General features: G+C 27.5%; 32 protein-coding genes. 16 read left to right on the forward strand and 16 right to left on the reverse strand.

Features of this window, described 5'->3' with window-relative positions:
- Window positions 1-25: 25 nt before the first annotated feature.
- The 3 genes from APAC_RS06560 to APAC_RS13355 all read right to left on the reverse strand — a co-directional run bounded on the left by APAC_RS06560 (window position 26) and on the right by APAC_RS13355 (window position 1950).
- Window positions 26-676 (reverse strand): winged helix-turn-helix domain-containing protein, encoded by a 651-nt coding sequence (locus tag APAC_RS06560; RefSeq protein ID WP_170170130.1) that lies wholly within the window; start codon window positions 674-676, stop codon window positions 26-28.
- Window positions 677-833: 157 nt separating this feature from the next.
- Window positions 834-1133 (reverse strand): hypothetical protein, encoded by a 300-nt coding sequence (locus tag APAC_RS06565; protein ID WP_130233350.1) that lies wholly within the window; start codon window positions 1131-1133, stop codon window positions 834-836.
- Between the two features lie 49 nt (window positions 1134-1182).
- The gene (locus tag APAC_RS13355) at window positions 1183-1950 is read right to left on the reverse strand and encodes a hypothetical protein (protein ID WP_228255966.1); all 768 of its coding nucleotides are present in this window, start codon (window positions 1948-1950) and stop codon (window positions 1183-1185) included.
- 157 nt (window positions 1951-2107) lie between these two features.
- On the opposite strand from APAC_RS13355, the gene APAC_RS06575 reads away from it, so the two are divergent.
- Genes APAC_RS06575 through APAC_RS06590 form a run of 4 tightly spaced genes read left to right on the forward strand, consistent with a single transcriptional unit; the run spans window position 2108 to window position 4467 of the window.
- The gene (locus tag APAC_RS06575; protein WP_130233351.1) at window positions 2108-2326 is read left to right on the forward strand and encodes a DUF1104 domain-containing protein; all 219 of its coding nucleotides are present in this window, start codon (window positions 2108-2110) and stop codon (window positions 2324-2326) included.
- Window positions 2326-2997, forward strand: coding sequence for a response regulator transcription factor (locus APAC_RS06580; RefSeq protein WP_130233352.1), 672 nt, complete (start codon window positions 2326-2328; stop codon window positions 2995-2997). Before APAC_RS06575 ends, APAC_RS06580 begins: the two co-directional genes overlap by 1 nt.
- On the forward strand, window positions 2954-4141 hold the full coding sequence (locus tag APAC_RS06585; protein WP_130233353.1) for a sensor histidine kinase: 1188 nt from the start codon (window positions 2954-2956) through the stop codon (window positions 4139-4141). Before APAC_RS06580 ends, APAC_RS06585 begins: the two co-directional genes overlap by 44 nt.
- On the forward strand, window positions 4135-4467 hold the full coding sequence (locus tag APAC_RS06590; protein WP_130233354.1) for a hypothetical protein: 333 nt from the start codon (window positions 4135-4137) through the stop codon (window positions 4465-4467). The genes APAC_RS06585 and APAC_RS06590 overlap by 7 nt, the downstream gene beginning before the upstream one ends.
- 26 nt (window positions 4468-4493) lie before the next feature.
- Here APAC_RS06590 and APAC_RS06595 read toward each other — a convergent pair whose 3' ends face one another.
- On the reverse strand, window positions 4494-5321 hold the full coding sequence (locus APAC_RS06595) for a flagellin N-terminal helical domain-containing protein (RefSeq protein ID WP_170170131.1): 828 nt from the start codon (window positions 5319-5321) through the stop codon (window positions 4494-4496).
- Between the two features lie 103 nt (window positions 5322-5424).
- On the opposite strand from APAC_RS06595, the gene APAC_RS06600 reads away from it, so the two are divergent.
- The 5 genes from APAC_RS06600 (at window position 5425) to APAC_RS06620 (ending at window position 10067) form a co-directional block, all read left to right on the forward strand.
- A complete protein-coding gene (locus tag APAC_RS06600; RefSeq protein WP_130233356.1) occupies window positions 5425-5751 on the forward strand; it encodes a DUF309 domain-containing protein in 327 nt (108 codons plus the stop codon).
- Window positions 5748-6263, forward strand: a complete 516-nt coding sequence (locus APAC_RS06605; protein WP_130233357.1) for a 3'-5' exonuclease — start codon at window positions 5748-5750, stop codon at window positions 6261-6263. Before APAC_RS06600 ends, APAC_RS06605 begins: the two co-directional genes overlap by 4 nt.
- 75 nt (window positions 6264-6338) lie before the next feature.
- On the forward strand, window positions 6339-7295 hold the full coding sequence (locus APAC_RS06610) for a YbgA family protein (protein WP_130233358.1): 957 nt from the start codon (window positions 6339-6341) through the stop codon (window positions 7293-7295).
- A 1-nt stretch (window position 7296) separates the two neighbouring features.
- Window positions 7297-8646: a cryptochrome/photolyase family protein gene (locus APAC_RS06615; protein ID WP_130233359.1), complete on the forward strand. Its 1350-nt coding sequence runs from the start codon at window positions 7297-7299 to the stop codon at window positions 8644-8646.
- Between the two features lie 2 nt (window positions 8647-8648).
- Window positions 8649-10067, forward strand: a complete 1419-nt coding sequence (locus APAC_RS06620) for a phytoene desaturase family protein (RefSeq protein ID WP_130233360.1) — start codon at window positions 8649-8651, stop codon at window positions 10065-10067.
- A 5-nt stretch (window positions 10068-10072) separates the two neighbouring features.
- Here APAC_RS06620 and APAC_RS06625 read toward each other — a convergent pair whose 3' ends face one another.
- Complete coding sequence (locus APAC_RS06625; RefSeq protein WP_130233361.1) at window positions 10073-10468, reverse strand: rhodanese-like domain-containing protein; 396 nt, start codon at window positions 10466-10468, stop codon at window positions 10073-10075.
- Window positions 10469-10618: 150 nt separating this feature from the next.
- Between APAC_RS06625 and APAC_RS06630 the strand changes: the two genes are divergently transcribed.
- The 4 genes from APAC_RS06630 to hemH all read left to right on the forward strand — a co-directional run bounded on the left by APAC_RS06630 (window position 10619) and on the right by hemH (window position 13791).
- Window positions 10619-11614, forward strand: a complete 996-nt coding sequence (locus APAC_RS06630) for a sensor histidine kinase (RefSeq protein ID WP_130233362.1) — start codon at window positions 10619-10621, stop codon at window positions 11612-11614.
- Window positions 11614-12324, forward strand: a complete 711-nt coding sequence (locus APAC_RS06635; protein WP_130233363.1) for a LytR/AlgR family response regulator transcription factor — start codon at window positions 11614-11616, stop codon at window positions 12322-12324. Before APAC_RS06630 ends, APAC_RS06635 begins: the two co-directional genes overlap by 1 nt.
- 79 nt (window positions 12325-12403) lie before the next feature.
- Entirely contained in the window at window positions 12404-12856 is a 453-nt protein-coding gene (locus APAC_RS06640) for an SRPBCC family protein (protein WP_130233364.1), read from the forward strand.
- Window positions 12853-13791 carry a ferrochelatase gene (hemH, locus tag APAC_RS06645; RefSeq protein WP_130233365.1) on the forward strand — a complete coding sequence of 313 codons (939 nt, stop codon included), beginning with the start codon at window positions 12853-12855 and terminating at the stop codon, window positions 13789-13791. Before APAC_RS06640 ends, hemH begins: the two co-directional genes overlap by 4 nt.
- On the opposite strand, the gene APAC_RS06650 is transcribed toward hemH, so the two are convergent.
- From APAC_RS06650 to APAC_RS06680, 7 genes are all read right to left on the reverse strand, one after another.
- The gene (locus APAC_RS06650) at window positions 13786-14370 is read right to left on the reverse strand and encodes a nucleotidyltransferase family protein (protein WP_130233366.1); all 585 of its coding nucleotides are present in this window, start codon (window positions 14368-14370) and stop codon (window positions 13786-13788) included. The genes hemH and APAC_RS06650 overlap by 6 nt on opposite strands.
- Window positions 14370-15152 carry an XdhC family protein gene (locus tag APAC_RS06655; protein ID WP_130233367.1) on the reverse strand — a complete coding sequence of 261 codons (783 nt, stop codon included), beginning with the start codon at window positions 15150-15152 and terminating at the stop codon, window positions 14370-14372. The genes APAC_RS06650 and APAC_RS06655 overlap by 1 nt, the downstream gene beginning before the upstream one ends.
- A gap of 3 nt (window positions 15153-15155) precedes the next feature.
- Window positions 15156-17297, reverse strand: coding sequence for a xanthine dehydrogenase family protein molybdopterin-binding subunit (locus tag APAC_RS06660; RefSeq protein ID WP_130233368.1), 2142 nt, complete (start codon window positions 17295-17297; stop codon window positions 15156-15158).
- 3 nt (window positions 17298-17300) lie between these two features.
- A complete protein-coding gene (locus APAC_RS06665) occupies window positions 17301-17753 on the reverse strand; it encodes a (2Fe-2S)-binding protein (RefSeq protein WP_130233369.1) in 453 nt (150 codons plus the stop codon).
- A gap of 109 nt (window positions 17754-17862) precedes the next feature.
- Window positions 17863-18921 (reverse strand): MBL fold metallo-hydrolase, encoded by a 1059-nt coding sequence (locus tag APAC_RS06670; RefSeq protein WP_130233370.1) that lies wholly within the window; start codon window positions 18919-18921, stop codon window positions 17863-17865.
- Window positions 18922-18944: 23 nt separating this feature from the next.
- Window positions 18945-19664 carry an SDR family NAD(P)-dependent oxidoreductase gene (locus tag APAC_RS06675; protein ID WP_130233371.1) on the reverse strand — a complete coding sequence of 240 codons (720 nt, stop codon included), beginning with the start codon at window positions 19662-19664 and terminating at the stop codon, window positions 18945-18947.
- Window positions 19665-19680: 16 nt separating this feature from the next.
- Entirely contained in the window at window positions 19681-20724 is a 1044-nt protein-coding gene (locus tag APAC_RS06680) for an NAD(P)-dependent alcohol dehydrogenase (RefSeq protein ID WP_130233372.1), read from the reverse strand.
- Between the two features lie 203 nt (window positions 20725-20927).
- Between APAC_RS06680 and APAC_RS06685 the strand changes: the two genes are divergently transcribed.
- A complete protein-coding gene (locus APAC_RS06685; protein WP_130233373.1) occupies window positions 20928-22067 on the forward strand; it encodes an iron-containing alcohol dehydrogenase in 1140 nt (379 codons plus the stop codon).
- Window positions 22068-22085: 18 nt separating this feature from the next.
- On the opposite strand, the gene APAC_RS06690 is transcribed toward APAC_RS06685, so the two are convergent.
- Window positions 22086-22949, reverse strand: a complete 864-nt coding sequence (locus APAC_RS06690) for an AraC family transcriptional regulator (protein WP_130233374.1) — start codon at window positions 22947-22949, stop codon at window positions 22086-22088.
- A 121-nt stretch (window positions 22950-23070) separates the two neighbouring features.
- Window positions 23071-23817 carry an SDR family oxidoreductase gene (locus APAC_RS06695; RefSeq protein ID WP_130233375.1) on the reverse strand — a complete coding sequence of 249 codons (747 nt, stop codon included), beginning with the start codon at window positions 23815-23817 and terminating at the stop codon, window positions 23071-23073.
- A gap of 158 nt (window positions 23818-23975) precedes the next feature.
- Here APAC_RS06695 and APAC_RS06700 point away from each other — a divergent pair, with 158 nt between their 5' ends.
- Window positions 23976-24965: an LLM class flavin-dependent oxidoreductase gene (locus APAC_RS06700; protein WP_130233376.1), complete on the forward strand. Its 990-nt coding sequence runs from the start codon at window positions 23976-23978 to the stop codon at window positions 24963-24965.
- Between the two features lie 3 nt (window positions 24966-24968).
- On the forward strand, window positions 24969-25409 hold the full coding sequence (locus APAC_RS06705) for a MarR family winged helix-turn-helix transcriptional regulator (RefSeq protein ID WP_130233377.1): 441 nt from the start codon (window positions 24969-24971) through the stop codon (window positions 25407-25409).
- A gap of 155 nt (window positions 25410-25564) precedes the next feature.
- On the opposite strand, the gene APAC_RS06710 is transcribed toward APAC_RS06705, so the two are convergent.
- Together APAC_RS06710 and APAC_RS06715 are read right to left on the reverse strand one after the other, a co-directional pair.
- Window positions 25565-25834, reverse strand: coding sequence for a type II toxin-antitoxin system RelE family toxin (locus APAC_RS06710; protein ID WP_130233378.1), 270 nt, complete (start codon window positions 25832-25834; stop codon window positions 25565-25567).
- The gene (locus APAC_RS06715) at window positions 25827-26063 is read right to left on the reverse strand and encodes a CopG family transcriptional regulator (protein WP_130233379.1); all 237 of its coding nucleotides are present in this window, start codon (window positions 26061-26063) and stop codon (window positions 25827-25829) included. The genes APAC_RS06710 and APAC_RS06715 overlap by 8 nt, the downstream gene beginning before the upstream one ends.
- Window positions 26064-26137 lie beyond the last annotated feature (74 nt).

The following is a 26137-nucleotide window of genomic DNA, read 5'->3' on the forward strand; positions in this document are numbered from 1 at the left end:
TTAAATTAAAAGAGTATTTTAAAACTTATATAAAGTCTGCTCTATAACCAACTCCAGAAACATTTTTTATAAGCTCTTTATATACTTTTTTTCTAAGTTCTTTTACAACAGATCTTAAAGCATCTTGACTCATATTTTCATCCCAAACTTCATTTTGAATCTCTTCATAATTTAATGCTCTATTAGGATTTCTAAGTAATAAGTCTAAAAATAGTGCCTCTTTATTTGATAGTGAAACTATTTCATCTTTTTTTATTAATGTTTTGTTGTATAAATCATATATAAAATCATTTTTTAATTTTATAATATTTGATTTATTTGAATCTAATTGTTTTATACAGTCTTTTAAAACATTTTTGAATTCTTCTTTGCAATTCAAGTTTTGAAGAAACTTAATATGTTCTAACTCAACACTTTGTTTTAAATATTCTTTTTTTAATTCATCTAAGATTGCAACAACTTGAATATTATCATTTATTTTTCTAACTTTTTTTAATGACTCATAATTATATGTAGTTATTAATAGATTAATTTTTTTTTCATTTACTAAATTAACTAACTCATCTTCATTATTAAATCTTGATAGATTTTTAGTATTTGAAATTAGATAGTCATTGATTTCATTATCTAATAGATTATCATAATAACCTATATTTAAAAATTTTAGTTCTCTCATAAATTTCCTCAAACTTCTCATTTATTGTATTTTATCAATAAAATATGATAAAAAAATGAATTGAATAGGTATTTATATCATAGTAAAAATAAAAGATAATTTAAATAGATTTTAAATAATTTTGTATAACGTTAATGTAGAAAAAAACTATGTATAGTTATTTTTCTACAGAAGAGAACATTTTTTGACAAATTTCTACTTGCATTCCTTCGTGCCATCCACAATTAAGACCACATTTAAAAATCGCAGATTTTTGTAGGTTTTGATTATTTATCTGTTTGATAGATTCATCTTTACACTCTTGTAAAGTTTTAAAAGTTACAGGACTTTTTACACTTCTTTTTGTATTTTCTTTATCTGGGTAGATAAATGCAGTCCAATTTTCTTCTTCTTTCTCTCCAAAACATCCTGAGAAAAGAACTGAAGCTGTAGCTAATATTAATAAGTTTTTTAACATAAATCTCTCTTTTTAATAAGGATTGTAATTAAAATAAGATTAATAAGTCTTAAACTGAAATATTTTGCAAGCTCTCTTTTATTAGATTAAAGTTTTTAAGTTCTTCTTTTAGTCTTAAATTTTCTAAATATAGCTCAATTGCTTTTTTTAATTGCTCACTAATTTTACCTGTTGAAGCTGCTTTATTTATAGTATCAGGTTTATATCCAAGTTCAAAAGCTAATATCTTGTATGTTGAATTAAGATCTTTACAAACGCTTTTTATTAAATTTGGGTTTAAGTCTTCAAATAGTTGAGCAGTATCTATGTCAAATGATTGTGCAACATCTTCTATTATTTCTCTTTTTTCTAAAAGAGTTTTTCTATATAAATATTGTTTATTTGACGGGTCAAATAGTTTTAAATTATCTTTTTTAATTGAAATAAAAAGATTTTTCCCATTACATCCTATGATTTTTTCAAAAGCATTCACTAATGATTCTTCATCTAAGTGCTTAAAAGTCTCAATAAACATAAATGAATTTATATATTTTGTTTTAGTTTTAGACTCTTTATACTCCTCAAAAGTAAACTCTACTAACTCATTTTTAAAATTTATTTGAAGACTCTCCTTTGGTATATGGGATTTTATTACCAAATGAAAATGCAATAAATTATCTCTATTATTAGAAAAAATATTAATTATGTCTTTTTTATTTATACCTTTTTTAGATAGTTCATTTATTACTGTCTCTATGTAGTTTAAATCCTTATAGTTATTATCTTTATCTCTAACTAAATAAGGAATTTTATTGTATAACTTCCCAACTTGTATCATTCCGCTTCCCTGCAAATGTTTAAATTAACCTATTATATTATACAAATGTCTCAGAAATGACTCAATTTACCTTTTATAAAAAGAAATTACAAATTTTTGTTTTACAATTATTATACATTTACTATGTTATAATCAAAAAAAATACAAAAGTGACACAATGAGAAAAATAGTAGTTTCTATAATATTTGTTTTTACTTCATTAATGGCTAAAGTTGATTATAGTGAAATGAGTACTCAAGAGCTTATTGCTATTATGGGATATGTAAAGAGTGAAAATAAAAAAGCATTTAATAAAGAGTTGAATTCTAGAGTTCCTTTAATGAATACAAAAGAGTATGAAATGTATAAAAAAAATAAAGAGAAATTAAATAGATAATGAAAGCAACAATTTTACTATTAGAAGATGATTTAACACTTAGTGAAACAGTAGTTGAATATTTTCAAGACCAAGGCTTTGATATTGATTTTGTATATGATGGAGAAGAAGCACTCTCATTTATATATGAAAAAAATTATGATTTACTTTTACTTGATGTTAATGTTCCAAATAAAAATGGTTTTGAAGTTTTAAAAGAGATTAGATCTGAGGGTAATAAAACTCCAGCAATTTTTATAACTTCTTTGAACTCAATGGAGTCTTTAGAAGAAGGGTTTCAAAGTGGTTGTGATAATTATATTAGAAAGCCTTTTGAGTTAAAAGAGCTTTTACTTAGAGTGCAAACTATATTAAAAAGAGAGTTTGCAAATAGCAAAGAAGAGATTATTAAACTAGGGGATGGCTTAGTATTTAATTTAATTTCAAGTGAGTTAAAAAAAGATGATATTGAAATAAAACTAAATTTAAAAGAGTTAAAACTTTTAAAGCTATTTTTACAACATCCAAATGAACTTTTATCCCATGATAGAATTTATGATTTTGTTTGGAACTATGACGAAGAGTACAGTGATAACTCTTTAAGAACTTATATTAAAAATCTAAGAAAGATTGTAGGAAAAGAGAAAATTGTTAGTCTTAAAAAACTTGGATATAGATTTAACCAAGAGTGAGGCTAGAACACTTTTAGGTTTCGGTCTTGTTTATTCTTTATTAGTAGCTATTATTATAGGTAGTTTCGCTTTTTTATATTATACCTTTCAAAAAGATTTAATGCTTCAAAATAAAAGAGAGATACTTCAAGAACATTCAAATGATTTTGTAACTAGATTAAAAGATTTACATATTAATTTTGATAAATATAAGTTTTATCCTAGAGTTGATGAATATCAATCAGCTATTTTAGATTCTGAATATAAACAGATTTTCTCTTTATTAAACTCACAAAATATAAATCTAAGTAAAGGTATTTATCTAAGTGGTGATTATATACATTTTATTAAAGAACCTGAATCATACTACTTAGGTGCGAAATATGTAATCATAGAGATTAAAGATGATAAACAGTGGCTTATAAAGGTTAATAATGAGATTATTTTAATCTCTTTAATTGCATTTTTTATAATGATGCTTATAGGTTATTTTTTAGCTAATATTTTTTTAAAGCCAATGAAAGATGCGCTTAATTTATTAGATAGATTTATTAAAGACACAACACATGAATTAAATACTCCAATATCAGCCATTTTAACTAATATTGAGATGATTGATAAACAAAGTTTAGATGAAAAATTATATAAAAAAATTAATAGAATCGAAATTGGTGCTAAAACAGTATCTAATATATATGAAGATTTAACTTTTATCACTTTAAATAATAAAATTATTTCAGAAAATAAAGATTTAGATTTAACAAAAATTCTTAAACAAAGAGTAGAGTATTTTAAAGCACTTGCAGCTATGAAAAAAGTTGGTTTTAAAATACAAATAGATGAAGATATAAAACTCTTTTGTGATGAAAAGAAGATTTCAAAACTGATTGATAATATTTTATCTAATGCAATAAAATATAATAAGATTGCAGGAACTATAAGTATTGTTTTAAAAGAGGGCTATTTATCTATTGAAGACACTGGAAAAGGTATTAGTAAAGAAAACCTTGATAATTTGTTTGAAAGATATGCAAGATTTGATAAAAGTATTGGTGGTTTTGGTATAGGTTTAAATATTGTTTCACTTATTGCAAAAGAGTATAATTTAAAAATTAATGTTTCTTCAAAACTTAATGTTGGAACGAAAGTAGAGATAAAATGGTAAAAAAACTTTTGTTTATACTTTTAATAGTAAATATTTCATATGCCAAAGATATATATGAAATAAACTGTGTTAAATGTCATAAAAAACTACCTGTAAGTATTGATAAATATTTTTATAGATATCTTTTAAAATATAGTGGTGAAAAAGCTGTTAAAACATCTATGTTTGAATATTTAAAGAATCCATCAAAAGACAAAACTATTATGCCTGAAGCTTTTATAAATAGATTTGGTGTAAAAAAGAGAAGTAAACTAAAAGATGATAAATTAAAAGATGCTATTGATATTTATTGGGAAAAGTATAAAGTTTTTGGAAAACTAAAATAAAACTCAAGTTTAAACTTGAGTTTTATCTAACTTAGTAATCTAGTTACTACATCTTGATTAGGATTTCCTTGTGCTTGTACAAATGCACCAATTTGACTTAATATATTTTGTTTAGAAAAATTAGCTGACTCTGCTGCATAATCTGTATTGAAAACAGAAGCTGCTTGAAGAGTACTTGCTTCTTGTGTTAATAAAGTATTATTAGCACTTTGTAATTGGTTTACTGTTGAACCAACTTCTCCTCTAAAATCATTTAGACCATCAATTGCATTGTCAATATCTTCAAGGTATGCTCTAGCATCAGCACTTGAAAAGCTAGAGATATCTTGATTTAATAAATCACTTAATCCTAAACCTTCAGTATTTGATTGAATTCCTGATTGTTCAATTAAGTCTTGACCTTCGATTCCTGATTGATATTGTAAATCAGAACTAGCAGATGAGTCTTCACTACTTGCTTGAAGTAGATTTTGACCATTGTAGTTTGTACTTTGTGCAATATTATCAAATGCTTTTAGTTGCCCTTGAATATCTTTAAGTATTGCTTCTCTACCTTCATCGCTAGTAGTATCAGTTGCTGCTTGAGTTAGTTTTTGTTTTATATCATCTAAAATATTAGATTGTGAATTTAAAGCACCATCTGTTATTTGAGATGCAGCAATCGCAGAGTTTGTATTTTCAATAGCTTGTGAGTAACCATTACTTTGAGCTAATAAATTATCTGCAATAGCTAAACTAGAAGCATCATCACTAGCTTGATTTATCTCTATCCCAGTCGCAATTCTATTTAATGCTTGATTAGCATTTAAATAGATATCATTGTTTATAATAGGGTTATTACCATTAATTTGCATGATAGACTCCTTTGAATACATTATATTCCTAGTAAAATTAAAATATTATTAAACAATTAGATATTTTATTTTACCTTTGTTATAATGCCAAAAAAGTGAGTTTATGGATATTAAATTACAATTAGAAGATATTATTAAACTATTTAAAGACAAAGAGTTTGTAAAATGCCATGATGAATTAGAGCATTTATGGCGAGAGTACAAAAATGATGAATCTACTAGAAAAGAATCATTTATACTAAAGGCTTTTACAAATGCAGTAGTTGTTTTTGAATTAGAAAATATGAATAGAATACAACACAGTAAAAATGTATGGAATACATATAAAAAATATGAATATTTAATAGATAAATTAGATAGTGTAAATAAAAGCCAATACATAGAATTAAAAGAATTGATATATAAATATAAAGAAGAGTTAGATAAGTGATAATATTAGATTTTGAGACAAATAGTGGAAATATAGGTGATGTATTAGAAGTAGCAGCTGTAAAGATTGATAGTGATTTTAATATATTAGATAAATTTCATAGATACTACTTATCAAGATATCCAGTTAATTATTACTCATATGCAGTACATAGATTAACACCTGAGTTGATATTAGATTATAGAAAAGATAAAGATTATGTTTCATATTTTACTGAAGATGAAGATTTCGAAGAGTTTTGTTATAAAGCTAAAACTTTAGTTGCTCATAATATAAATTTTGAATTAAGACATATAAATAATCGTGTTAAGTTTCAAAATCATATATGTACAATGAAAGAGAATAGAGTAAAAGTAAATGTATATGGTAAGAATGGAAGAGTAAAAAATCCAAAACTAGATGAAACTTGTGCATACTATGGAATAGAGTTTGAAGCAGACAAATATCATAGTGCTACATATGATGTAACAAAGACATATGAAATACTAAAAAGAATGAATATCAAGTTTTAAACTTATATCAACTGATAATTTTTTCCTACAAATAAAAGCTTTTTTGTCATAAAATAAAAGAAAAAAGGGTTTATTATGAGAATAGGAGTATCTTCGTGTCTAATAGGAAATAAAGTTAGATATGACGGAATGAATGCAAATGATAAGTTTATTGCAAATATTCTGTCAAAATATTTTGAACTAATCCCTTATTGTCCTGAAACAACTATTTGGGGAAGTCCAAGAGAGGCTATAAGATTAGTTGAAGATGAGCAGGGTGTTGTAAAAGTTGTTACTTCTAATAAAGAAGCAAAGGTAGTAACTGATGAGTTAAAAGATATATCTTCACAAACTGCACAAGAAGCAGGTGAAGATGAGTTATGTGGATTTATACTTAAATCAGCATCTCCTACTTGTGGATTAGAAAGAGTTAAGGTATATAAACCTTTAAATGCACCAAGTGAGAAAAAAGGTGTAGGATTATTTGCAGCTGAATTAAAAAAGAGATATCCATATTTACCAATGGAAGAAGAGGGTAGATTAAATGACCCTTGGCTTAGAGAAAACTTTTTAATGCAAACTTTTGCATATGGTGACTTACAAAAATTTTTAAAATCAAATCCAACTTTTAATGATTTAGTAGTGTTTCATACATCTTATAAGTATTTAATTTATGCAAAAGCAGAGAGTGCTTATAAGACATTAGGAAATATTGTTGCTAACCATGATAAAAAGAGTTTAGAGTTAGTATTAAAAAACTATAAAGAAGAGTTTTTAAAAGCTATAAATCTAAAAGGTAGTGTTAAAAAGACATATAATGTACTTTTACATATATATGGATACTTTAAAAGAGATATTACACCTGATGAAAAAGAGCATGTATTATCAACTCTTGAAGAGTATAAACAGAAAATCATACCTCTTATTGCTGTTATGAAGATAATTAACTTATATGCTAAGAGATTTGATGTACAGTATTTAAAAGCTCAAAAGTTTTTAAATCCTTATCCAAAAGAATTAGCACTTAGAAGTGATGTAAGAGCGTACAAATAAAATGAAACAGATACTTTGGTTTAGAAGAGACTTAAGAGTTAATGATAGTGAAATATTGGCAAATGCCAAAGATGAGGTATTGCCTATATTTATTTTTGATAAGGATATCTTAGAAAAACTATCAAAAGATGATAAAAGAGTAACTTTTATTTATCAAAGTGTTTTAAAACTAAAAAAAGAATTAAAAGATATTGGTCTTGATTTAGCGATTTTTTATTCAACTCCAGTTGAAGTATTTAAAAGTTTGCAAAAAGATGGATTTGATGAGGTATTAGCAAGTATTGATTATGAGCAATATAGTATTAGAAGAGATAATCAAATAGAACAAATTGTATCTATGAGAAGATTTTTAGATTCGTTTATTTTAAAGCCTCATACTCATACAAAAAAAGATAAAACACCATATAAGGTTTTTACTCCATTTTACAAATCACTTAATTATATTTGGGAAAGTGAAGCCTTGCAAGAGTTTGAAACTCCAAAGAATTTAAAGAAGATAGAGTTTGATTATGAAACTATTCCTACTTTAGAAGAGATGGGATTTGAAAAACAGGGATTACCTGAGTTTTTAAACAAAAGTGCTGATGAGCTTATTTTTGATTTTTCACAAAAAATTAGTGATTATCAAGAAGCAAGAGATGTTTTTTATAAAGATGGAACATCAAATTTAGCAGTGCACTTAAGATTTGGACTTATTAGTCCAAGACAAGTTTTTAATAAAATAAAAAAATTAAGAGCACCTCAAGGTCAAAAAGATTTCTACATTAGAGAGTTATTTTGGAGAGAATTTTATAACTATATTTTATTTCATTTCCCAAAAAGTGAAACTCAAAATTTCAATGGTATAAAAATAAATTGGCGAAATGATGAGAATGAATTTAAAGCTTGGTGTGAAGGAAATACGGGTGTTCCTATAATTGATGCTTCTATGAGATACTTTAATCAAACAGGAACTATGCATAATAGATTAAGAATGATTGTATCTTCATATCTAACGAAAAACTTACTTATAGATTGGAAATGGGGTGAGAGGTATTTTGCTTCTAAATTACTTGATTATGAAGCAAGTTCAAATATAGGTTCTTGGCAGTGGGCAGCTAGTACTGGTGCAGATAGTGTGCCTTATTTTAGGATTTTTAATCCATATTTACAATCAGCAAAATTTGATAAAGAAGCAATATTTATCAAAAAAGTTATACCACAGTTAAAAGATATTGAAAATAAACTTATTCATACTGAAGGAGGAGTTCAATCTAACTTATTTGTAGATTACCCTTTAAGTATAGTTTCTATTTCCTACTCAAGAGATAGAGCAATAAAAGAGTTTAAAAGAGCAAATTCAAAAGAGTAGTTATGAGAAAAGTTGATATAGCAGTAGTTGGAAGTGGAATAGGTGGAAGCCTAATATCAGCACTAAATAAAGATAAAGATTTAATTCTTTTTGAAAAAGATCATAATCTTGGAGGTTGTGCAAGTACTTTCAAAAGATTTGGACATAGATTTAATACAGGAGCTACTACTTTTGTAGGATATGAAGATAATCATTTAATCAAAAAAATGTTTGATAAAATAGGATTAAAACCGGATATTGTTCAAAGTGATATTGCTATTAGAAATATTCAAGGAAGCAAGAAAGTTGATAGAATCCAAAACTTTGAAATGTTTTTAAAACAGATAAATGAAAACTATTACCACCCAAATAATAGAGTATTTTGGAGAAGAATAAAAGAGATTGATGAAAAGTTTTGGTCTTTAAAACACTTATATTTTGCTAAGTATTCTTTTAAATCTTTTGCAAAATCAGCAGTTTTCATAGCTGAGCTTTTAAAAGAGTTTAATACTGATTTATTTATAAGTGCTGAGGGTTTTATCAAATCAACTTTACCAAATATTTCTAAAGAGTATAAGGCTTTTATAGATTCGCAATTACTTATTACTTTACAAACAACTTCTAAAAATGCAACTTTATTATCTATGAGTTTAGGGCTTGCTTACCCTTTTCATAAAGTATTTTATGCAAATGGTGGCATGGGAAAGCTAATAGAAGATATTCTAAAAGATGTAGAAGTAAGAAAAAATGAAGAGATAATCTCAATAGAAAAAAACTCAAATAAATATCATCTTATAACTTCAAAAGGCGAATATTTAGCTAATAAAGTCATATTAAATTCAACTATATTTGATAGTAGTAGACTGTTTTTAAATGATGATATAAAATCATATTTTCAACAGTTTAAATTTGGTGACCAAAGTGCTTTTGTAGTCTATGTAAAACTAAATATCAAAAAAGAGTTTGTTCATCACTATCAAATGGTTTTAAAAAAAGATTTACCAAACTGTATTTCAAACTCTTTTTTTATATCTTTTAGTCATGAAGATGATGAAGTTTTATCAAAAGATGGTTTAAGTTTAACTATTTCAACGCATACTAAAGCTGTATATTGGGAAGGTTTATCTAAAGATGAATATGAAAATAAAAAGCTTCAAACTCAACAGTATATTATGGATGAGTTTTTAAAATATTTTGATGATATAAAAAGTGAAAATATAATAGAGTGTTTTAGTGCTACTTCAAAGACTTTTTATAGGTATATAAGTCGTTCAAACTGTGGTGGAAAACCAATAAATATAAAAAGTGCATTTAGTTTACCTAGTTGTAAAACACCTTTTGAAGGTCTATATAACGTAGGTGATACTGTATTTGCAGGCCAAGGTTGGCCTGGTGTTGCTTTAGGTGTTGATGTTTTAAACAAAGAACTAAATTCTAAGTAGTTCTACTACTTAATTACTTCTTTGCCTTCTTTAATCCATGATTTTATACCATCTTGTAGGTGATAAACATTTTTATAGCCTAATTTTTTAGATAAAAAATTTCCAACTGTACCAGTTCGATTTCCTGATCTACATACTAGTACAAAAGCTTGGTCTTTATCTTTTACATAAGTTGAAAAATCATTTAGCCATTTTTGAATATCGTAATTACCTTTTATATCAAAAAACATGATTTTTTTACTTGTTGGAATCGTACCTATCCCATTCCATTCAGGTGGAGTTCTGATATCTATTACTGTTATGTTTTTATCTATCATCTCTTGTAATTGTGTTGGATTTATTCCTTTTAAATCTGCAAATGCGAAAATGGAACTCAATAGTAATAAAAATATTTTTTTCATTGTAAACCTTTTTTATCAAGTATTTAATACTACTAGAAAATAGATTAAATCAATATTTCATACTAGATGAGATAATATATTAGTTAACATATAATTGATACGAAGATATTTTAAAGTTTTATATAATAAAATATGAAAACAAGGAACTATATGCAAAGTGTTGAACTAAAAGTCACAATAAAAGATTGGTTATATATAATTATTATTGGAGCTTTTTTTGGTTTTTTTATATCACTGTTTTTTTATTTTTTAAATAAAGATTTACAAGAGTCAAGTACAATTATTTTTAGTATTTCTACAGCTGTAACCATCTCTTTGTTTGCATCTTTACTAATATCACTTTCAAATAATATGATTCTTCCAAAAGTTAATCAAAAATTTTGGTATATAGTTAGCTTTATATTTTCATTTTCATCAGGATTTTTTGGTTTTTTATTTTCATTTGCAATTTTTTCTTATACAGATTTTGTAATTGTAAAATATATAAATAATTATTGGTTTTATATTGCTGTAACTATAGGATTTTTAACTTTTTTAGTTGGATTGATTTTACATCAATTTATTTCAATGAAATATAAAAATGAATCAATTAAAACAGAAATTTTAGAAACAAAATTAAAAGCTTTGGAAAATGAATTAAATCCTCATTTTTTATTTAATGCATTAAACTCTGTTAGTGAATTAATATATGTAGATCAAGAAAAAGCAGAAAAAGCAGTCTTACATATATCTAAATTTTTAAGAAATGCTATAAATAAAGATAGTCTTGTATCTATTGAAACAGAACTCTCTATGGTTAATACATACGTAAATATTGAAAATATAAGGTTCAATAATAGAATAAAATTGACGACAACTGTTGAAGAGAATATGAAAGCAGTTTTAATCCCAAAATTTTCTATTCAATTACTTGTGGAAAATGCCATTAAACATGGTTATAAAACAGTTGATTTAAATATAGATATAAAAGCCTATGATGAAATAATTGAAGTTAGTAATGATGGTAAGATAAGTCACAATATTAATTATGGTACAGGTTTATCAAATTTGGACAAAAGATTAGATATTCAAAGTATTGGAAGACTTACTTATGATGTAAAAGATGATAGAATGAAGTTTATAATCAAATTAAAAAAAGGCAAATAATGAAAGTATTAATAGTAGATGATGAGAGTTTAGCAATAAGTAGATTGACAAGGCTTTTAAATGATTTAGGTGTTAAAGATATTACTTCATTTGATAATCCTTTAATTGCATTAAAAGAGTTAACAAAATCAAAATACGATGCTGTTTTTTTAGATATTTCTATGCCTGATATGACTGGACTTGAACTAGCTGATTCTATAATGCAACTTGAACCTAAAACTTTCATAGTTTTTCAGACAGCTTACGAACAGTATGCATTGGAAGCATTTAAAAAAGGTGGTATTGGATATTTAGTAAAACCATTTGAAAGTGATGATTTAAAAGCAGTTTTAGAAAAAATCAAAAATTATCAAGCTAGTGATGAAGCTGAAACTAAAAAAATATTAGGTAAAAGAGGTGATAAATTATACTTAATTGATTTAGATGATATTTTTTATATAAAAGCAGATTTGGATGAAGTTATTATAAAAATAAAAGATGCTGATGCTTATGTAAGACGAAAAATAGGGGATTTAGAAACCCTTTTACAAAATAAAAATTTCTTTAGAGTTCATAGATCATATATAGTAAATGTAGATAAAATCAAATCTATGAAAAGTGTTGAACAATCAAAACTTCAAATCTCTTTTGACGGGATTAGTGAAATTGTAACTAGTTCTAAAGATGGAGCTAAAGAGTTTAGAGAGTATTTAGAAAGAAGAAGTTTATAAACCTACAAAAAAGCACTATTAAAAAAACAATTATTCTCGTAAGATACATTCAGTATAGAATATTTCGTGCGAGGATAAGATGCAAACATTTATAAAAAGTTCATATATAAAATGCAATATACAAACCCTTTTTGATTTTCATTTGGATGTGAATAATCTTAAGCATATAACTCCTAACGACACAAAAGTAACCCTAATCACCAAAGATTTCAAACCTAAGCAGTCAGAAACTTTAGAGATAAAAAGCACGAAATATTTTATACCAATGTATTGGAAAGTAAAAATAGAAAAAATTGATGAACCTAACCTTTTAGTTGACATCGCTTTAAAGTCCCCTTTTAAATATTGGGAACATAAACATATATTTATACAACACAAAGATAGATGTGAACTAAAAGATGTAATAACTTATGAATTACCTTTTGGCAATTTTGGTAAATTGTTTAATCCATTTATTGCAAAAGATTTACAAAAAATGTTTGATTTTAGGCATAAAATAACAAAAGAGATATTAGAAAAAGGATTAAATTGAAAAGAGCAATAATACTTATGAATATGGGTGGACCTAATAATTTGGACGAAGTGAAAGTATTTTTACATAATATGTTTAATGATAAATATATTATAGGTGCACCACAACCAATTAGAGCTATGATTGCTAAATTTATTATTTTTAAAAGAATTGATGAAGCAAAGGGTAATTATAAAGAGCTAGGAGGAATGTCTCCTATTGTTGGACATACAAAAAGATTGGTTAGAAGATTAAATAAAATAGTTGATGCAGATGTTTTCCATGAGATGAGATATACACCACCTTTTGCTTCTGAGGTATTACAAAAAGTAAAAGACTATGATGAAATTTACGCTATTCCTATGTATCCCCACTACTCAAGTACAACTACAAAATCTTCATGGGAAGATTTAATAAAGAATGCTAAGAAAATGGGAATAGATACTAATAAGATAAAAACTATTGATAAATATTATGATAATAAACTTTACAATAAAACAATAGTTGAGCGAATAAAAGAGGCTTTACAAGGTGATGATTCAAAAGAGTTTGAGTTAGTTTTTTCAGCTCATGGATTGACACAAAGAACTATTGATAAAGGTGACTTGTACCAAAAACACATTTTGGCAAATGTTGAGTGTGCAAAAAAAGAGCTTGAAGAGCAGGGGATAAAATTTAAAAAAATTCATGTAGCTTATCAATCAAGACTTGGACCATTGGAGTGGTTAAGACCATACATGGAAGATAAGTTAAAAGAGATTAAAGACAAAGTTATTATCTATCCAATCTCATTTACTGTTGATAATTCAGAAACAGAGTTTGAACTTGATATTGAGTATAAAGAAGTAGCAGATGAGTTAGGAATAGAAGATTATAGAGTTGCGAAAACTCCAAATCATCATCCATATTTTTTGGCAGCTTTAAAAGATATTTATGAAGAAATGAAAGATTTATAAATCTAAATAAGTTTTAATATCTTCACGTGTATCAATATCAATTGATCTACTTTTTTCAAGTTTGATATTGATACATACTTCATTTTTCATCATAGATTTTGCACCTTTATCTTCATTTAGTTTTGATAGTTTTTTATAATATTTTTTAGGAAATATTGCTGGAACTGTTGAACTACTAGCATTTTCATATTTTGTAGCTATTATAGTTTGATTATCAATATTGTTTTTTAGATTTATTAAGTGCTTTTTATTGATAAATGGTTGGTCACAAAGCATAATAAGAGTATTTTTATAATCGTTTGTATGTTTTATTCCATATGAAATGGAACTACCAATTCCTTTTCCATAATCTTTATTAAAAAGGATATTTAAATCTAAATCTTTTATCTCTTTTTCGCACTTTTCTTTTTCATGACCAAGAACTACAAAGACATCATTTGTAATTTGTAGAGCTTTTTTACAAGCTCTTTTTAAAAGAGTAACACCGTTGTATTTTAGAAGTTGTTTTGTGATTAAACCAAGTCTTGAAGACTTACCAGCTGCTAAAATAATGATTGCTAACTCTTTTTTATTTTCCATTAAATCTTACCATTTTTCCTTGACTCAATTTGTGCACAAATTGATAGTGCTATTGATTGTGGAGTGTAACTCCCTATATTTAAGCCAACTGGTGCAAAAAATCTATCACTATTTTCTAAACCAAATTGTTCTTTTTTTCTTTGCATATTTTTCTTATTTCCCATAAGTCCTATATAGTGCATTTTTGTTTGAAGTAATGCTTTTAAATATGTATCATCTGTTTTTGGGTTATGACTTAATATTACTGAACTATCATAAGAACTTAAATCCATTGATAAAATATCATCTAAACTCTCTAACTCAATAGTTTCATCTGCATTAATAGTATACTCATCTTTTAGCTTCAAATCGATTACAGTAGTTTTCCAACCCATCATATTAGCCATAGAAATTAATGGACTTACATGTGCACCACTTCCAAAAATTAAAAGTGAATATGGAGCTATAATATAATCTTCAATTTCTTTATAATTGTCTCTATAAAAAAACGGTTTGCTTTGATATTTACTATTACCATGACCACTAGTTGGATCTTTTGCTATTGAATTAAACTTTTGAATTGTTCTAGTTTTTAGTGCAAGTTTTGAACTTTCTAATACCTTATTTTGTAAAAAATTACTACCTAAAACACCAGTAAATTCACCTTTTGAATTTACCAGCATTATATTTCCTGACTTGGTAAATGTAGAGCCAAGTGTTTCAATAACACTTGTCACTACAATATCAAGCTTTTCATTTTTAGATTTTTCTAAAAACTTTTGATACTGTTTATTTCTAAACATTTATTATCCAAGTTTAATAGGAAATCTTGTGTGCCTTTTTCCTGTTGCATCATAAAGTGCATTCATGATACCTGCAAACATTGGAGGAACACCAACTTCACCAATACCACCTAGTTTTTCGCCAGAATTTATGATTTCTACATTTATACTTTCAGGCGCATCAGAGATTCTATTTACTGTATAGTCATAGAAATTGTTTTGATCAACTGCACCATTTGTAAATGTAATTTCACTGTATTTTGTATATCCAATTGTAAAGTTAACTGCACTTTCGATTTGGTTTTCTACATTTAATGGGTTAAATGCATATCCACAATCAACAGCAGACCAAACATGTTCAACTTTGTAGTCATTATCAGTAACTTTTACTTTTACAACCATTGCTACAATACTTCCAAATGATTCAGCAATTGCTACACCATAACCACTATTTTTTTCTCTTTTATACCAGTTAGATTGTTTTGCTACATTTTTAAGTAGATTTACAAATCTTGGGTTTTCTAAGTTTTTGATTCTAAAATCAAGTGGGTCCATACCAACTGCAACTGCAGCTTGGTCAATAATATTTTCTACAATAGGAGCAGAAGTTGTATGACCAACAGATCTTAACCAGTCAACTGTAACTGGACTTTGAGGACAAAAAGATTTTAAGTCGTGACTTCCAATAGTATAAGGATGATTATCTAATCCTTCTCTTTGAAGTGCATCAATTCCATCTTTGAACATAAATGCTTCAAAAGGAGTTCCTTGAGTTAAAGATTGGTTTACTAGATTTGTTTTAAGTGCTGTTATATTACCTTCTTTATCAACGGCAATTTTTGCATTACTAATTGTAAGAGGTCTATAACTTCCACCTTTTACATCATCTTCTCTTGTCCATAACATCATAATTGGATAACCCTCATCTTTTGCAATATATGCTGCATCGATGATAAAATCAGAGTTTGGAGTTGATCTTCTACCAAAACTTCCACCTAAGTAGTTTGTGTAGTACTCAATATTTTCTGGATCCACTCCTAAAATTTGTGCACAAGTTCCTCTATATAAAGTTTGTAGTTGACCACCAACACTCATATAAGCTTTATCACCTTTATGGAAGATTGTACAGTTTTCAGGTTCCATTGGAGAGTGAGCTAAAAATGGGAAGTAATAGTTTGCTTCTTCGATTTTATATGCACTATCAAATGCTTTTTTAGTATCTCCATCACTTCTCATAACTTTCATATCTTTGTCATATTGGGCGATGTATTCTTTTTCTAAATCAGCACTACTAACTTTTGCAAACTCACCTAAATCCCAATCAACTTTTACTTTTTCTATAGCTTGTTTTGCTTGGTACCATTTATCAGCGATAATTGCGATTTTATTGTTTGGTAGTTGTTTGATTTTTACAATACCTGGCATTTTTTTAGCTTCGCTGTCATCATAGCTTTTGATTGTTGCACCAAATACTTTTGGGTGAATAAGTGCTGCATATTTCATATCTGGAAGTCTAACATCAATACCAAATATACCTTTACCAGTAAGTTTTTCTTCAACTTCAATAGGATGTCTTTTCATTGGCTTACCAATTAAAGTATACTCACTTGGTTTTTTTAAAGTTACATCAGTTGGTATTTGTATTTTTTTAATATCATCAACTAAACTACCATAAGAAAGTTTCTCTTTTGTTCTTTTATTGATTACATAAGAATCTTTTGTTTCTAAATCATAAACTCTTACTTGCCATTTTTTAGCTGCTGCTTTTTTAAGCATTAGTTTTAATGATGCACCAACAGTTCTAACTCTTTGCTGTTGAGTTTTAATACTCATAGAACCACCCGTTAACATCATAGGCATTCCAGGGATATTATACACAGCTTTAATTGGTGCTGGTTCAAAAATGATTTCATCCCATTTAGCATCTAATTCATCAGCTATACACATAGCCATAGTTGAATAAGTTCCTTGTCCCATCTCTACTTGTCCAAGGATAAATGTAACAGTATTATCTTTATCAATTTTGATAAAAGCATTTGGTTCAATTACTTCACTTTTCTTTTCTACTTTTGCAGCCATACCTTTTGTAGGAAGGTTAAATCCTATGATAAAAGCTGAACTAACTAATGAAGTGTTCTTTATAAATTCTCTTCTATTTAAACTCATTTTTTATCCTTTCGCTACTGCTGAGATTGCTGTAAGTATTTTGTTGTAAGTACCACATCTACAAACATTTCCATCCATTGAAGTGATAATTTCTTCTTTTGATGGTTTTGCATTTGATTTTAATAAGCTTGTAGCATTCATAAGTTGACCTGGTTGACAGTATCCACATTGGGCAACATCGTGAGTTTTCCATGCAACTCTAAGTGAGTTTAACTCTTTATCTTCTTTGTTTTCAATTGTAGTGATTTTTTTGCCATAAGCTTGGCTAATTGGAGTAGAACAACTTCTAATTGCACTATTATCAAGTAAAACAGTACATGCCCCGCACATACCAACACCACATCCAAATTTTGTTCCAGTTAGGTCTAAGTAGTCTCTTAAAACCCATAAAACAGGTGTGTCTTCTGGAATTTCTTTTAATTCATATTTCTTATTATCTATAAAAATCGTATTCATATTTGCTCCTATAATGAAAATTATATTCATTATAAGTATACTAGTTTTAAATAAATATGAATAGCATGTTTATCTATTTGACTTGCCTAATACTCCAAATTTATATTTTTTATTCTTTCCACCATCTAGAAGTTGGATAAAATCTATCCAAAGGAATTATTTCTCCCATGATAGGATGAATTACATTTAGCCCCTTTTCTTGGGCAAGTGTAGTCACCTTTTCTAAAGGTTCATACCAAGGGTGCATTGAAAGCTTGAATGTACTATTATGTATAGGAAATAGAAGTTTCCCATTTAAATCAATATGTGCTTGAATAGTTTGAGAGGGCATCATATGAATCTCTTTCCAACTTTTATTATAAGCACCAGCTTCTAAAAAAGTCATATCAAAAGGTCCATATCTTTTTGAAATTTCTTTAAAGCCAGAAAAATATCCAGTGTCACCACTAAAATATAGATTTATATTAGAACCTTTTATAACCCAAGATGACCATAAGGTTTTATTTTTATCAAAAAGCCCACGACCTGAGAAGTGTTGAGCAGGAGTTGCTGTTAGTTTTATAGTTTTATTAGTTATTGATTGATACCAGTCTAATTCATAGATTTTCATAGTATCAATACCTAAAGAGATTAGATGTTCTTTTATTCCAATTGTTGTATAAAAAGTTCCAACTTTATCTTTTAGCTTTAAAAGTGTTGGCTCATCTAAGTGGTCATAGTGATTGTGAGAGATTATTACTGCATCAATAAAAGGTAAATCATCTGTATCTATTGGATATTTATGAAAACTTTTTGGTGCAAAAATAGGGAAGGGTGTAATTTGAGCTGATAATACTGGGTCTGTAAGAATTAGTTTATCATCTATTTTTAAAAGAAGTGTAGAGTGACCAAGTCTTGTTACACTATTATTGGGCATACTTGCTATATCATCTTTTGTTAATTTTTTAATAGGAATTTCATTTTCACTAGGTACTTGGTCATCTACTTTTTCACTAACAAATTTCCAAACATTTGAAAGAAAACCACTAAAACTAGAATCCATATTTGCTTCAGGATTTTTAAATTTTCCATCTTGAAAGTAGTCACTATTATATTTTTTTTCATTTTTATAAGAACACCCAATCATCACTACTCCAATCAATGTTATTAAAACTAAAATCTTTTTCATATCAAACTCTTTTTTTGTTTAATTTAAATATATATGTTTGTAATTTTTTCAATTTTTTCAATTAAACTTTTTTGTATCTCTTCATCATATACTATATCACAATATCTTATCTCTTTTAAGTGATGAAAATATTTTCCTGTATCTTTAAAACTCTTATGAGAAGTTAGCCAAACTTGTGTATTACTACCATCTTCTAAACTATCTGGTGCTTCATAATTTGCCATTTTAGTTTTTACCCATCCTGGATCTACAGTGTTAACTAACACATTTTTCCACTTTTTTGATAGGGCTAAACTAAAAATAGATAATAGAAGTTTAGAAGTTGAATAATCAACTCCATTTTCTATTGATAGGTTATCTAAATCAACTACGCCTTGTGGGTGCATATTTGAACCAATATAGATGATTTTTTTTGGTTTTTTTACACAAGCTGTCAAAATATATGGTGCTAATACATTTACTTTAAATATCTCTGATTTATCATTTTTAAATACACCTGCATTATGAATTATCGTATCAAAGATACCTAAAGAGTTAATTTCATTTGCTAATTGTTTTGTTTCATAGATACTTGTTAAATCACCAACTAATATTTTATTTGTATTTTTTAAATATGATTTTAACTCTATTACTTTTTTTTCATTTCTAGCATGAAGTACAACTTCATGCCCTAATTTAATTAACTCTTTAGCTGTTTGTAATCCAATACCATCAGATGAACCAGTTATAAATATTTTTGACATATTATTTTATAAACCTTTATATTGTTGATGTATCAATAACATATCTATATCTTGCTTTTTTCTCTTCAACTTTTTTCCAAGCTTCAGTAATCTCGCTTGCCTTAATCATTTGAATTTCTGGTAATACATCATTTGCAACACAATAATCAACCATCTCTTGAGTCTCTTTCATACCACCAATCAATGAAGCATTAAAGTTAACTCTACTTGCTGCTAATCCTATATTGCTTAATGTGATTTCAAATCCTACTGGCATACCAACAAATGTAAAATAACCATCAGGTTTAACAGTAGCAACATAAGGTGCAATTTCAAATTGATAAGGAATTGTACTAATCATATAATCTAAAGTTTGTGAATGAGCATATAAAGCTTTTGGATCTTCAACTACAATAACTTCTTTTGCACCAAAACCTTTGATATCTTCTTTCTTTTCAGCACTTGTAGTAAAGGCATAAACTTCAGCACCTTTTGATACAGCAATTTTAACAGCCATATGACCTAAACCACCAATTCCAGCAACACCAACTTTGTCACCTTTTTTAATATCTGCTTTTATAAGTGGAGAATAAGTTGTAATTCCTGCACAAAGTAGGGGTGCTGCTTTTTCAAAACTTACACCATCAGGTAAATGAACTGCAAAGTGATCTCTTACAACAATATGTGTTGAGTATCCACCTTGAGTAATCCCCGTTGGTTCTTTTTCTTCTGCATAACCATAAGTAAATTTTGTATCAGGATGATATTGTTCTTCATTTTCACAAGTTGTACAACCATTTACCATACACCCAACTCCGGCTTTATCACCAACTTTAAATTTTGTAACGTTTTTTCCAACTTGTGTTACAATTCCTGCTATTTCATGACCTGGAACTTGAGGATATTGTTGTTTACCCCAATGCCCTTTTTCTTGGTGAATATCTGAGTGACAAATACTTGCTGCTTTGATTTCAATTAAAACATCATCATCTCCAACAGGTCTTCTTTCAAATTCCCAAGGTTTAATTTCTCCTGATTCGTCAAACGCTGCATAAGCTTTTGTTTTTATTGTATTATTCATTTTTAATCCTTTATTTTAATTTTTATTATAAATTAGTTTGAAAAAAAGTGTTAGAAAGATACTCTGTATCTTTTGCATAATTCTCTAAAATATTAATTTTATTCATTTGTAGTATTTGGTATAAAATTTGTAGAAATTGGTATTCAAAGATTTTTTGATTATCTTTATAATACCTTCACAAATTTAATTTAAAAAGGACGCAAATGGAATTTTCTTTTCATAATCCAACAGGTATAGAATTTGGAAAAGGTAAAATCAAAGAGATTTCAAACCTAATCCCTAAAGACAAAAAAGTATTAGTAGTTTATGGTGGTGGTTCAGTTAAAAACAATGGAGCTTATGACCAAGTTACAGAAGCTTTAAAAGATCACGAATGGTTAGAGTTTGGTGGAGTTGAAGCAAATCCAACAGTTGAAACTATGAACAAAGCAGTTGAACTTGTAAAAGCTCAAGGTGTAAACTATATTCTTGCAGTTGGTGATGGTTCTGTTATTGATGGTTCAAAATACCTTGCAGCAGCATCTTTATATGATGGTGACGGATGGGATTTCTTAGATGGAACAGCTGAAGTTCAAGAAGCACTTCCATTAGCAGTTGTATTAACTTTAGCAGCAACTGGTTCAGAATCAAATAACTTAACAGTTGTATCAAGAAAATCAACTGATGAAAAAAGAATGTATTTCTCAGACCACTCTTACCCTCAATTTGCAGTATTAGACCCGTCATTTATGGGAACTTTATCTGATAGACAACTAGGAAATGGTTTAGTAGATGCCTTTGTTCATATTTCAGAGCAATACTTAACAAAAACTAATGATTTACTTGTAAATGATGGTTATGCTGAAACTTTATATAAAGGTTTAGTAATCTTAGCTCAGAAATGGGATGAAAGAAGAACATTATGGTGGCAAGAAAACTTAATGCACATTTGTAATCAAGCACTTAATTTCCAATTAGCAAATGGTGTTTGTCAAGACTGGTCAACTCATATTATTGGACATGAATTAACTGCATTCTACGGATTAGACCATGCTAGATCTTTAGCAGTAATTTTACCTCACTTAATCAGAGAAATGATTGATGAGAAACAAGACAAATTAGCACAATTTGGTAAAAATGTATTCGGAATTGAAAATGATAACGAAGCTATTATCAAGAAAATTGAAGAAGTATTTGAATCTGTTGGTGTACCAACTAAATTAACTGCTTATGAAATTGATGATAAAGTTGTTGAAAATGTACATAATGCATTTAAATCTCACGGTTATTTAGAAATTGGAGAAAATGGAACTGTTACATTAGATAAGGTTGAAAAAATTATTAACAGATCTATTGCAGCGTAAGTTTTAACTTACACTACACTAACAAGAGGCTTTTGCCTCTTTTGGTGAAAATCCAAAATAACTTTTAAAATCTCTACTAAAATGTGAAGGGTTATCATAACCTAATTCTTCAACAACATCCACAACTCTATAATCATGTTTTGTTAATAGTTCTTTTGCTTTAGTTAATCTAATTTTTTTAATATATTGTAAAGGAGTAAAGGTAGTGATTTTTTTAAAATGTGTATGAAAAGATGATACACTCATACCACATGTTCTTGATAATGTTTCCATATCATGATTTTCTTTATAATTGTCATGAATCATTTTAAGTGCATTGGCAATTTTTGATTCATTATTTTCTTCTAAAAACATTTTATGAAGAATCTTTGCATTTTCTCCAATTGCAATTTTATAAAAAAGTTCAGTTAAAATTCCATTTGATAAAATCATAGATTTTTCTTTTGATTCAAGTATATCAAGTAGTTTTGCAGTTGTATCTTCAATATCTTGAGTTACTTTATCTGAGAATATACCAAATGAACTGTGTTTATGTTTAAAATTTCTACTATCAAGCTTTTCTATAATATCGTACATAATTTTTCTATCTAAAGATATAAGTAAACTAATAAATGGTTCATCTTTTGAAGCATAGGTTTCACATTCTAAAGGTAAAGTAGTAGGAACTACTAAATAATTATCACAATCATATGTAAAGCTATTAGTTGAAAGATTTGCTATTTTTTTCCCTTGTAAAACAAGAATTAGACATACATCATAAATAAGTGGGGTTTTAGGTTCATATTTTGTAGTTTTAAATACTTTTATATTTTTTAGATTTGTGTCATGAACTCCATCTTCTAAGTTTAAAATTTCTCTATTTTCTATAATACTTTTTTTCATGAATAATTATAGAGTAATTTTTTTTAATTTAATGTAGAAATTAAAGATTAATTTATTGATTTATACAAATATTTAAATAGAATTTATCAAAAAGTTATCTTGATAAATTCTATTTTAGGAATTAAGCTAAATATGCTCCTCCACATACTGGTAAGTAAGTTCCTGTAAGTTGAGAACTTTCATTTTGTGTTAACATATATACTGCATTTGCTACATCTTGAGGCATTGAGATATTTCCAGTTGGAGTAACTGATTTTATAAACTCTTTGAACTCATCAGGAGCCTGTGCAGTTGCATCTGTTAAAACAAGTCCAGGAGCTACAACATTTGATGTGATTCCATATGCTCCTAATTCTTGTGCTAAGTATTTATTAAATGAATCAACTGCACCTTTTGCACTACCATGAGCTATAAAACTAGGAAGTGGACTTTCAGATAATGTACTTGAAATAAATACTAATCTACCAAATTTTTTCTCAATCATTGAAGTGTTTACAGCATATTGAGCACATAAATAAGCTGCTCTCATCTCATCATTTAATTTTTGAGAAAACTCATCCCAAGTTTGCTGTACAAATGGTTTTGGAGTGAAGTTCATATTTGCATTTGATACTAAAATATCAACTCCTCCAAACTCTGATTTAATTTTATCAAACATAGCTTCAATTTGTGACTCATCTCTAACATCTGCTTGAATAGTATGAGCTTCACCACCTTCAAAGTTTATCTCTTTTGCTAAATTTTCAGCAACTTCTGTACTATTTACATAATTTATAAAAACTCTATAGTTTTTAGATTGAAACTTCTTTGCAACTGCTGCACCAATACCTCTTGCTCCACCTGTGATTAGAACATTTTTCTTTGACATATTAATTCCTTTTTTTATTTTTATATTAATTGTTAAAATACTTGTTAAATGCAAGTATAATTACTCTAAACTTAAATACTTGTTAAAGACAAGTAGTTTAACTTTTATAAAAATATTTTTGTGTATAATTTCAAATAGAAAGAAAAAAGGTTAATAATATGAAAGAAAGAATACCTTTATCAGTACTTGATTTAGTCCCAATAGGTGAGGGCTTTTCAATTAGTGATGCTATGAATAATAGTACAAAATTGGCTCAAGCAGTTGAAGATTTCGGATATGAAAGATATTGGATAGCTGAACATCACAACTTCAAAAGTATTGCAAGTGCAGCTACTTCAGTTGTTTTAAGTCATATTGGAGCAAATACAAAAAAGATTAGAATAGGTTCAGGTGGAATCATGCTTCCAAATCACGCACCCCTAATCATAGCTGAGCAATTTGGTACTTTAGAAGCTTTATATCCAAATAGAATAGATTTAGGACTTGGACGTGCTCCAGGAACTGACCAGAGAACTATGATGGCCTTGCGAAGAGATAAAAATGATGGTTCTGATTTTCCAGTTATGTTAAATCATTTACAATATTATTTATCAAATGAAGGTGGACCAAATGCCATAAAAGCAGTTCCTGGATATGGAATGGAAATACCAATTTGGTTACTTGGTTCTAGTACTTTTAGTGCAAGTTTAGCAGCACAAAAAGGATTACCATTTGCTTTTGCTTCACATTTTGCACCTGATGCTATGAGTGCAGCAATTGAAGAATATAGAAGTAATTTTGTTCCTTCAAAACAGTTTGAAAAGCCTTATGTGATAGTTTGTATAAATGCTATATGTGCCCAAACTTTAGAAGAAGCAGAGTTTTTAAGAACATCAGAGCTATTAAAATTTTTATACATGCAAAGGGGTGATGAAAGATTGATTTCAAAACCAGTTGAAGATATAGATAGTATTTGGGAGCCTTGGGAAGAAAGAGCTATTAGAAATAAAACAAGAGAGTCTATATATGGAACTCCTGAAATGGTAAAAGAAAAATTAGAATTATTGATTGAGAGAACTGGAGCAAATGAAATTATGATGAATTGTTGGATTCACGACCCTAAAAAAAGAATACATTCCTATGAACTTATATCAAAAGTGTGGGTGTAAGATATGGAAAATAGTAAATTTAATATATACCAATCTTTAGGATTTTATTTTAATACTATTTTTGTAGATATGAAAAGAAGTATGGAAGAGAAGTTAAAACAGTATGATTTAACTCATTTACAATTTAGTATTTTAATCAATTTATATAAAAATGATGTAACAACTCAAAAAGAGATTTTAAGATACACAAATGGTGATGAAGCAAGTATTACTAGACTTATAGATAGACTTGAAGGAAAGGGATTATTAAATAGAGTTCCAAGTCCCACTGATAAAAGAAAAAAGCATTTGGTTTTGACAAGTGAGGGAATAAAGCTAATTGATGAAGCAATATCTTGTGCAAAAGAGATGAATAAAGAACTTACAAAAGATTTAGAAAAAGATGAAGCTAGAGTTTTATTAAAACTGCTTAAAAAAGTCTATTCATCTTTTCATGAGAGTTGAGAGACTGTTCATAATTTTTGAACACTTTGTGGAACTAAGAAAATTTGTTTTAATATTTTGTGTTCTAAAAGTGGGAGGTTTAGCAACTTAACGTTTAAAATGAGCCGATGAATTGCCCGCAGGGTAATTTATGGGCTCCACTAATTTGTTATGTGTTAATCATAAGCTTTTTGTCTGTGTTTAAAATCAACAACAGCAATAATAAGCTTATTCTCTTCGATAAGGTAAAAAAGTCTATAATTTCCAATTCTATATCTATAATAGCCTTCAAGATTATCTTTTAGCTTTTTAATGTTTGTTCCATAAAAAGGGTTTTCTCTAAGTTGGGGATAAACAAAGTTTTTAATTTTTGAATAGAGCTTTTTATCTATCTTTTTTTTAATTTTTTCAAAAGTTTTAGTTTCTGCAATTTGATACTTAGACAATTGTATAGTCACCTTTTTTGAAATCTTCTAGTCCATCCATAAGGTTTTTTACTAGCTCTTTATCATTCATTATTTCAGCCATTTCATCATTTTCTACAAATTGTGAAGATGTCAAGTATTGCATTGTTGCAAACTCTATAAAATTTGAAAGATTTCTTTTTTGACCATCAGCTGCAAGTTTTATCATATCGTAAATTGAATCATCTATTCTCATAGTTACTGTTTTCATAATATATCCTTTGAATATTTATAAATACTATTGTATTCAAATTTATTCATTTTGTCAATTGTGTATGTTTCACA

Source organism: Malaciobacter pacificus, assembly GCF_004214795.1.
Classification (GTDB): Bacteria; Campylobacterota; Campylobacteria; order Campylobacterales; family Arcobacteraceae; genus Malaciobacter_A; species Malaciobacter_A pacificus.

What these genes read in the sequence shown, in the direction of transcription:
- APAC_RS06560 (WP_170170130.1), bottom strand. Translation starts at nt 676, where the DNA reads ATGAGAGAACTAAAATTTTTAAATATAGGTTATTATGATAATCTATTA.
- APAC_RS06565 (WP_130233350.1), bottom strand. Translation starts at nt 1,133, where the DNA reads ATGTTAAAAAACTTATTAATATTAGCTACAGCTTCAGTTCTTTTCTCA.
- APAC_RS13355 (WP_228255966.1), bottom strand. Translation starts at nt 1,950, where the DNA reads ATGATACAAGTTGGGAAGTTATACAATAAAATTCCTTATTTAGTTAGA.
- APAC_RS06575 (WP_130233351.1), top strand. Translation starts at nt 2,108, where the DNA reads ATGAGAAAAATAGTAGTTTCTATAATATTTGTTTTTACTTCATTAATG.
- APAC_RS06580 (WP_130233352.1), top strand. Translation starts at nt 2,326, where the DNA reads ATGAAAGCAACAATTTTACTATTAGAAGATGATTTAACACTTAGTGAA.
- APAC_RS06590 (WP_130233354.1), top strand. Translation starts at nt 4,135, where the DNA reads ATGGTAAAAAAACTTTTGTTTATACTTTTAATAGTAAATATTTCATAT.
- APAC_RS06595 (WP_170170131.1), bottom strand. Translation starts at nt 5,321, where the DNA reads ATGCAAATTAATGGTAATAACCCTATTATAAACAATGATATCTATTTA.
- APAC_RS06600 (WP_130233356.1), top strand. Translation starts at nt 5,425, where the DNA reads ATGGATATTAAATTACAATTAGAAGATATTATTAAACTATTTAAAGAC.
- APAC_RS06610 (WP_130233358.1), top strand. Translation starts at nt 6,339, where the DNA reads ATGAGAATAGGAGTATCTTCGTGTCTAATAGGAAATAAAGTTAGATAT.
- APAC_RS06615 (WP_130233359.1), top strand. Translation starts at nt 7,297, where the DNA reads ATGAAACAGATACTTTGGTTTAGAAGAGACTTAAGAGTTAATGATAGT.
- APAC_RS06620 (WP_130233360.1), top strand. Translation starts at nt 8,649, where the DNA reads ATGAGAAAAGTTGATATAGCAGTAGTTGGAAGTGGAATAGGTGGAAGC.
- APAC_RS06625 (WP_130233361.1), bottom strand. Translation starts at nt 10,468, where the DNA reads ATGAAAAAAATATTTTTATTACTATTGAGTTCCATTTTCGCATTTGCA.
- APAC_RS06630 (WP_130233362.1), top strand. Translation starts at nt 10,619, where the DNA reads ATGCAAAGTGTTGAACTAAAAGTCACAATAAAAGATTGGTTATATATA.
- APAC_RS06635 (WP_130233363.1), top strand. Translation starts at nt 11,614, where the DNA reads ATGAAAGTATTAATAGTAGATGATGAGAGTTTAGCAATAAGTAGATTG.
- APAC_RS06640 (WP_130233364.1), top strand. Translation starts at nt 12,404, where the DNA reads ATGCAAACATTTATAAAAAGTTCATATATAAAATGCAATATACAAACC.
- APAC_RS06650 (WP_130233366.1), bottom strand. Translation starts at nt 14,370, where the DNA reads ATGGAAAATAAAAAAGAGTTAGCAATCATTATTTTAGCAGCTGGTAAG.
- APAC_RS06655 (WP_130233367.1), bottom strand. Translation starts at nt 15,152, where the DNA reads ATGTTTAGAAATAAACAGTATCAAAAGTTTTTAGAAAAATCTAAAAAT.
- APAC_RS06660 (WP_130233368.1), bottom strand. Translation starts at nt 17,297, where the DNA reads ATGAGTTTAAATAGAAGAGAATTTATAAAGAACACTTCATTAGTTAGT.
- APAC_RS06665 (WP_130233369.1), bottom strand. Translation starts at nt 17,753, where the DNA reads ATGAATACGATTTTTATAGATAATAAGAAATATGAATTAAAAGAAATT.
- APAC_RS06670 (WP_130233370.1), bottom strand. Translation starts at nt 18,921, where the DNA reads ATGAAAAAGATTTTAGTTTTAATAACATTGATTGGAGTAGTGATGATT.
- APAC_RS06675 (WP_130233371.1), bottom strand. Translation starts at nt 19,664, where the DNA reads ATGTCAAAAATATTTATAACTGGTTCATCTGATGGTATTGGATTACAA.
- APAC_RS06680 (WP_130233372.1), bottom strand. Translation starts at nt 20,724, where the DNA reads ATGAATAATACAATAAAAACAAAAGCTTATGCAGCGTTTGACGAATCA.
- APAC_RS06685 (WP_130233373.1), top strand. Translation starts at nt 20,928, where the DNA reads ATGGAATTTTCTTTTCATAATCCAACAGGTATAGAATTTGGAAAAGGT.
- APAC_RS06690 (WP_130233374.1), bottom strand. Translation starts at nt 22,949, where the DNA reads ATGAAAAAAAGTATTATAGAAAATAGAGAAATTTTAAACTTAGAAGAT.
- APAC_RS06695 (WP_130233375.1), bottom strand. Translation starts at nt 23,817, where the DNA reads ATGTCAAAGAAAAATGTTCTAATCACAGGTGGAGCAAGAGGTATTGGT.
- APAC_RS06700 (WP_130233376.1), top strand. Translation starts at nt 23,976, where the DNA reads ATGAAAGAAAGAATACCTTTATCAGTACTTGATTTAGTCCCAATAGGT.
- APAC_RS06705 (WP_130233377.1), top strand. Translation starts at nt 24,969, where the DNA reads ATGGAAAATAGTAAATTTAATATATACCAATCTTTAGGATTTTATTTT.
- APAC_RS06715 (WP_130233379.1), bottom strand. Translation starts at nt 26,063, where the DNA reads ATGAAAACAGTAACTATGAGAATAGATGATTCAATTTACGATATGATA.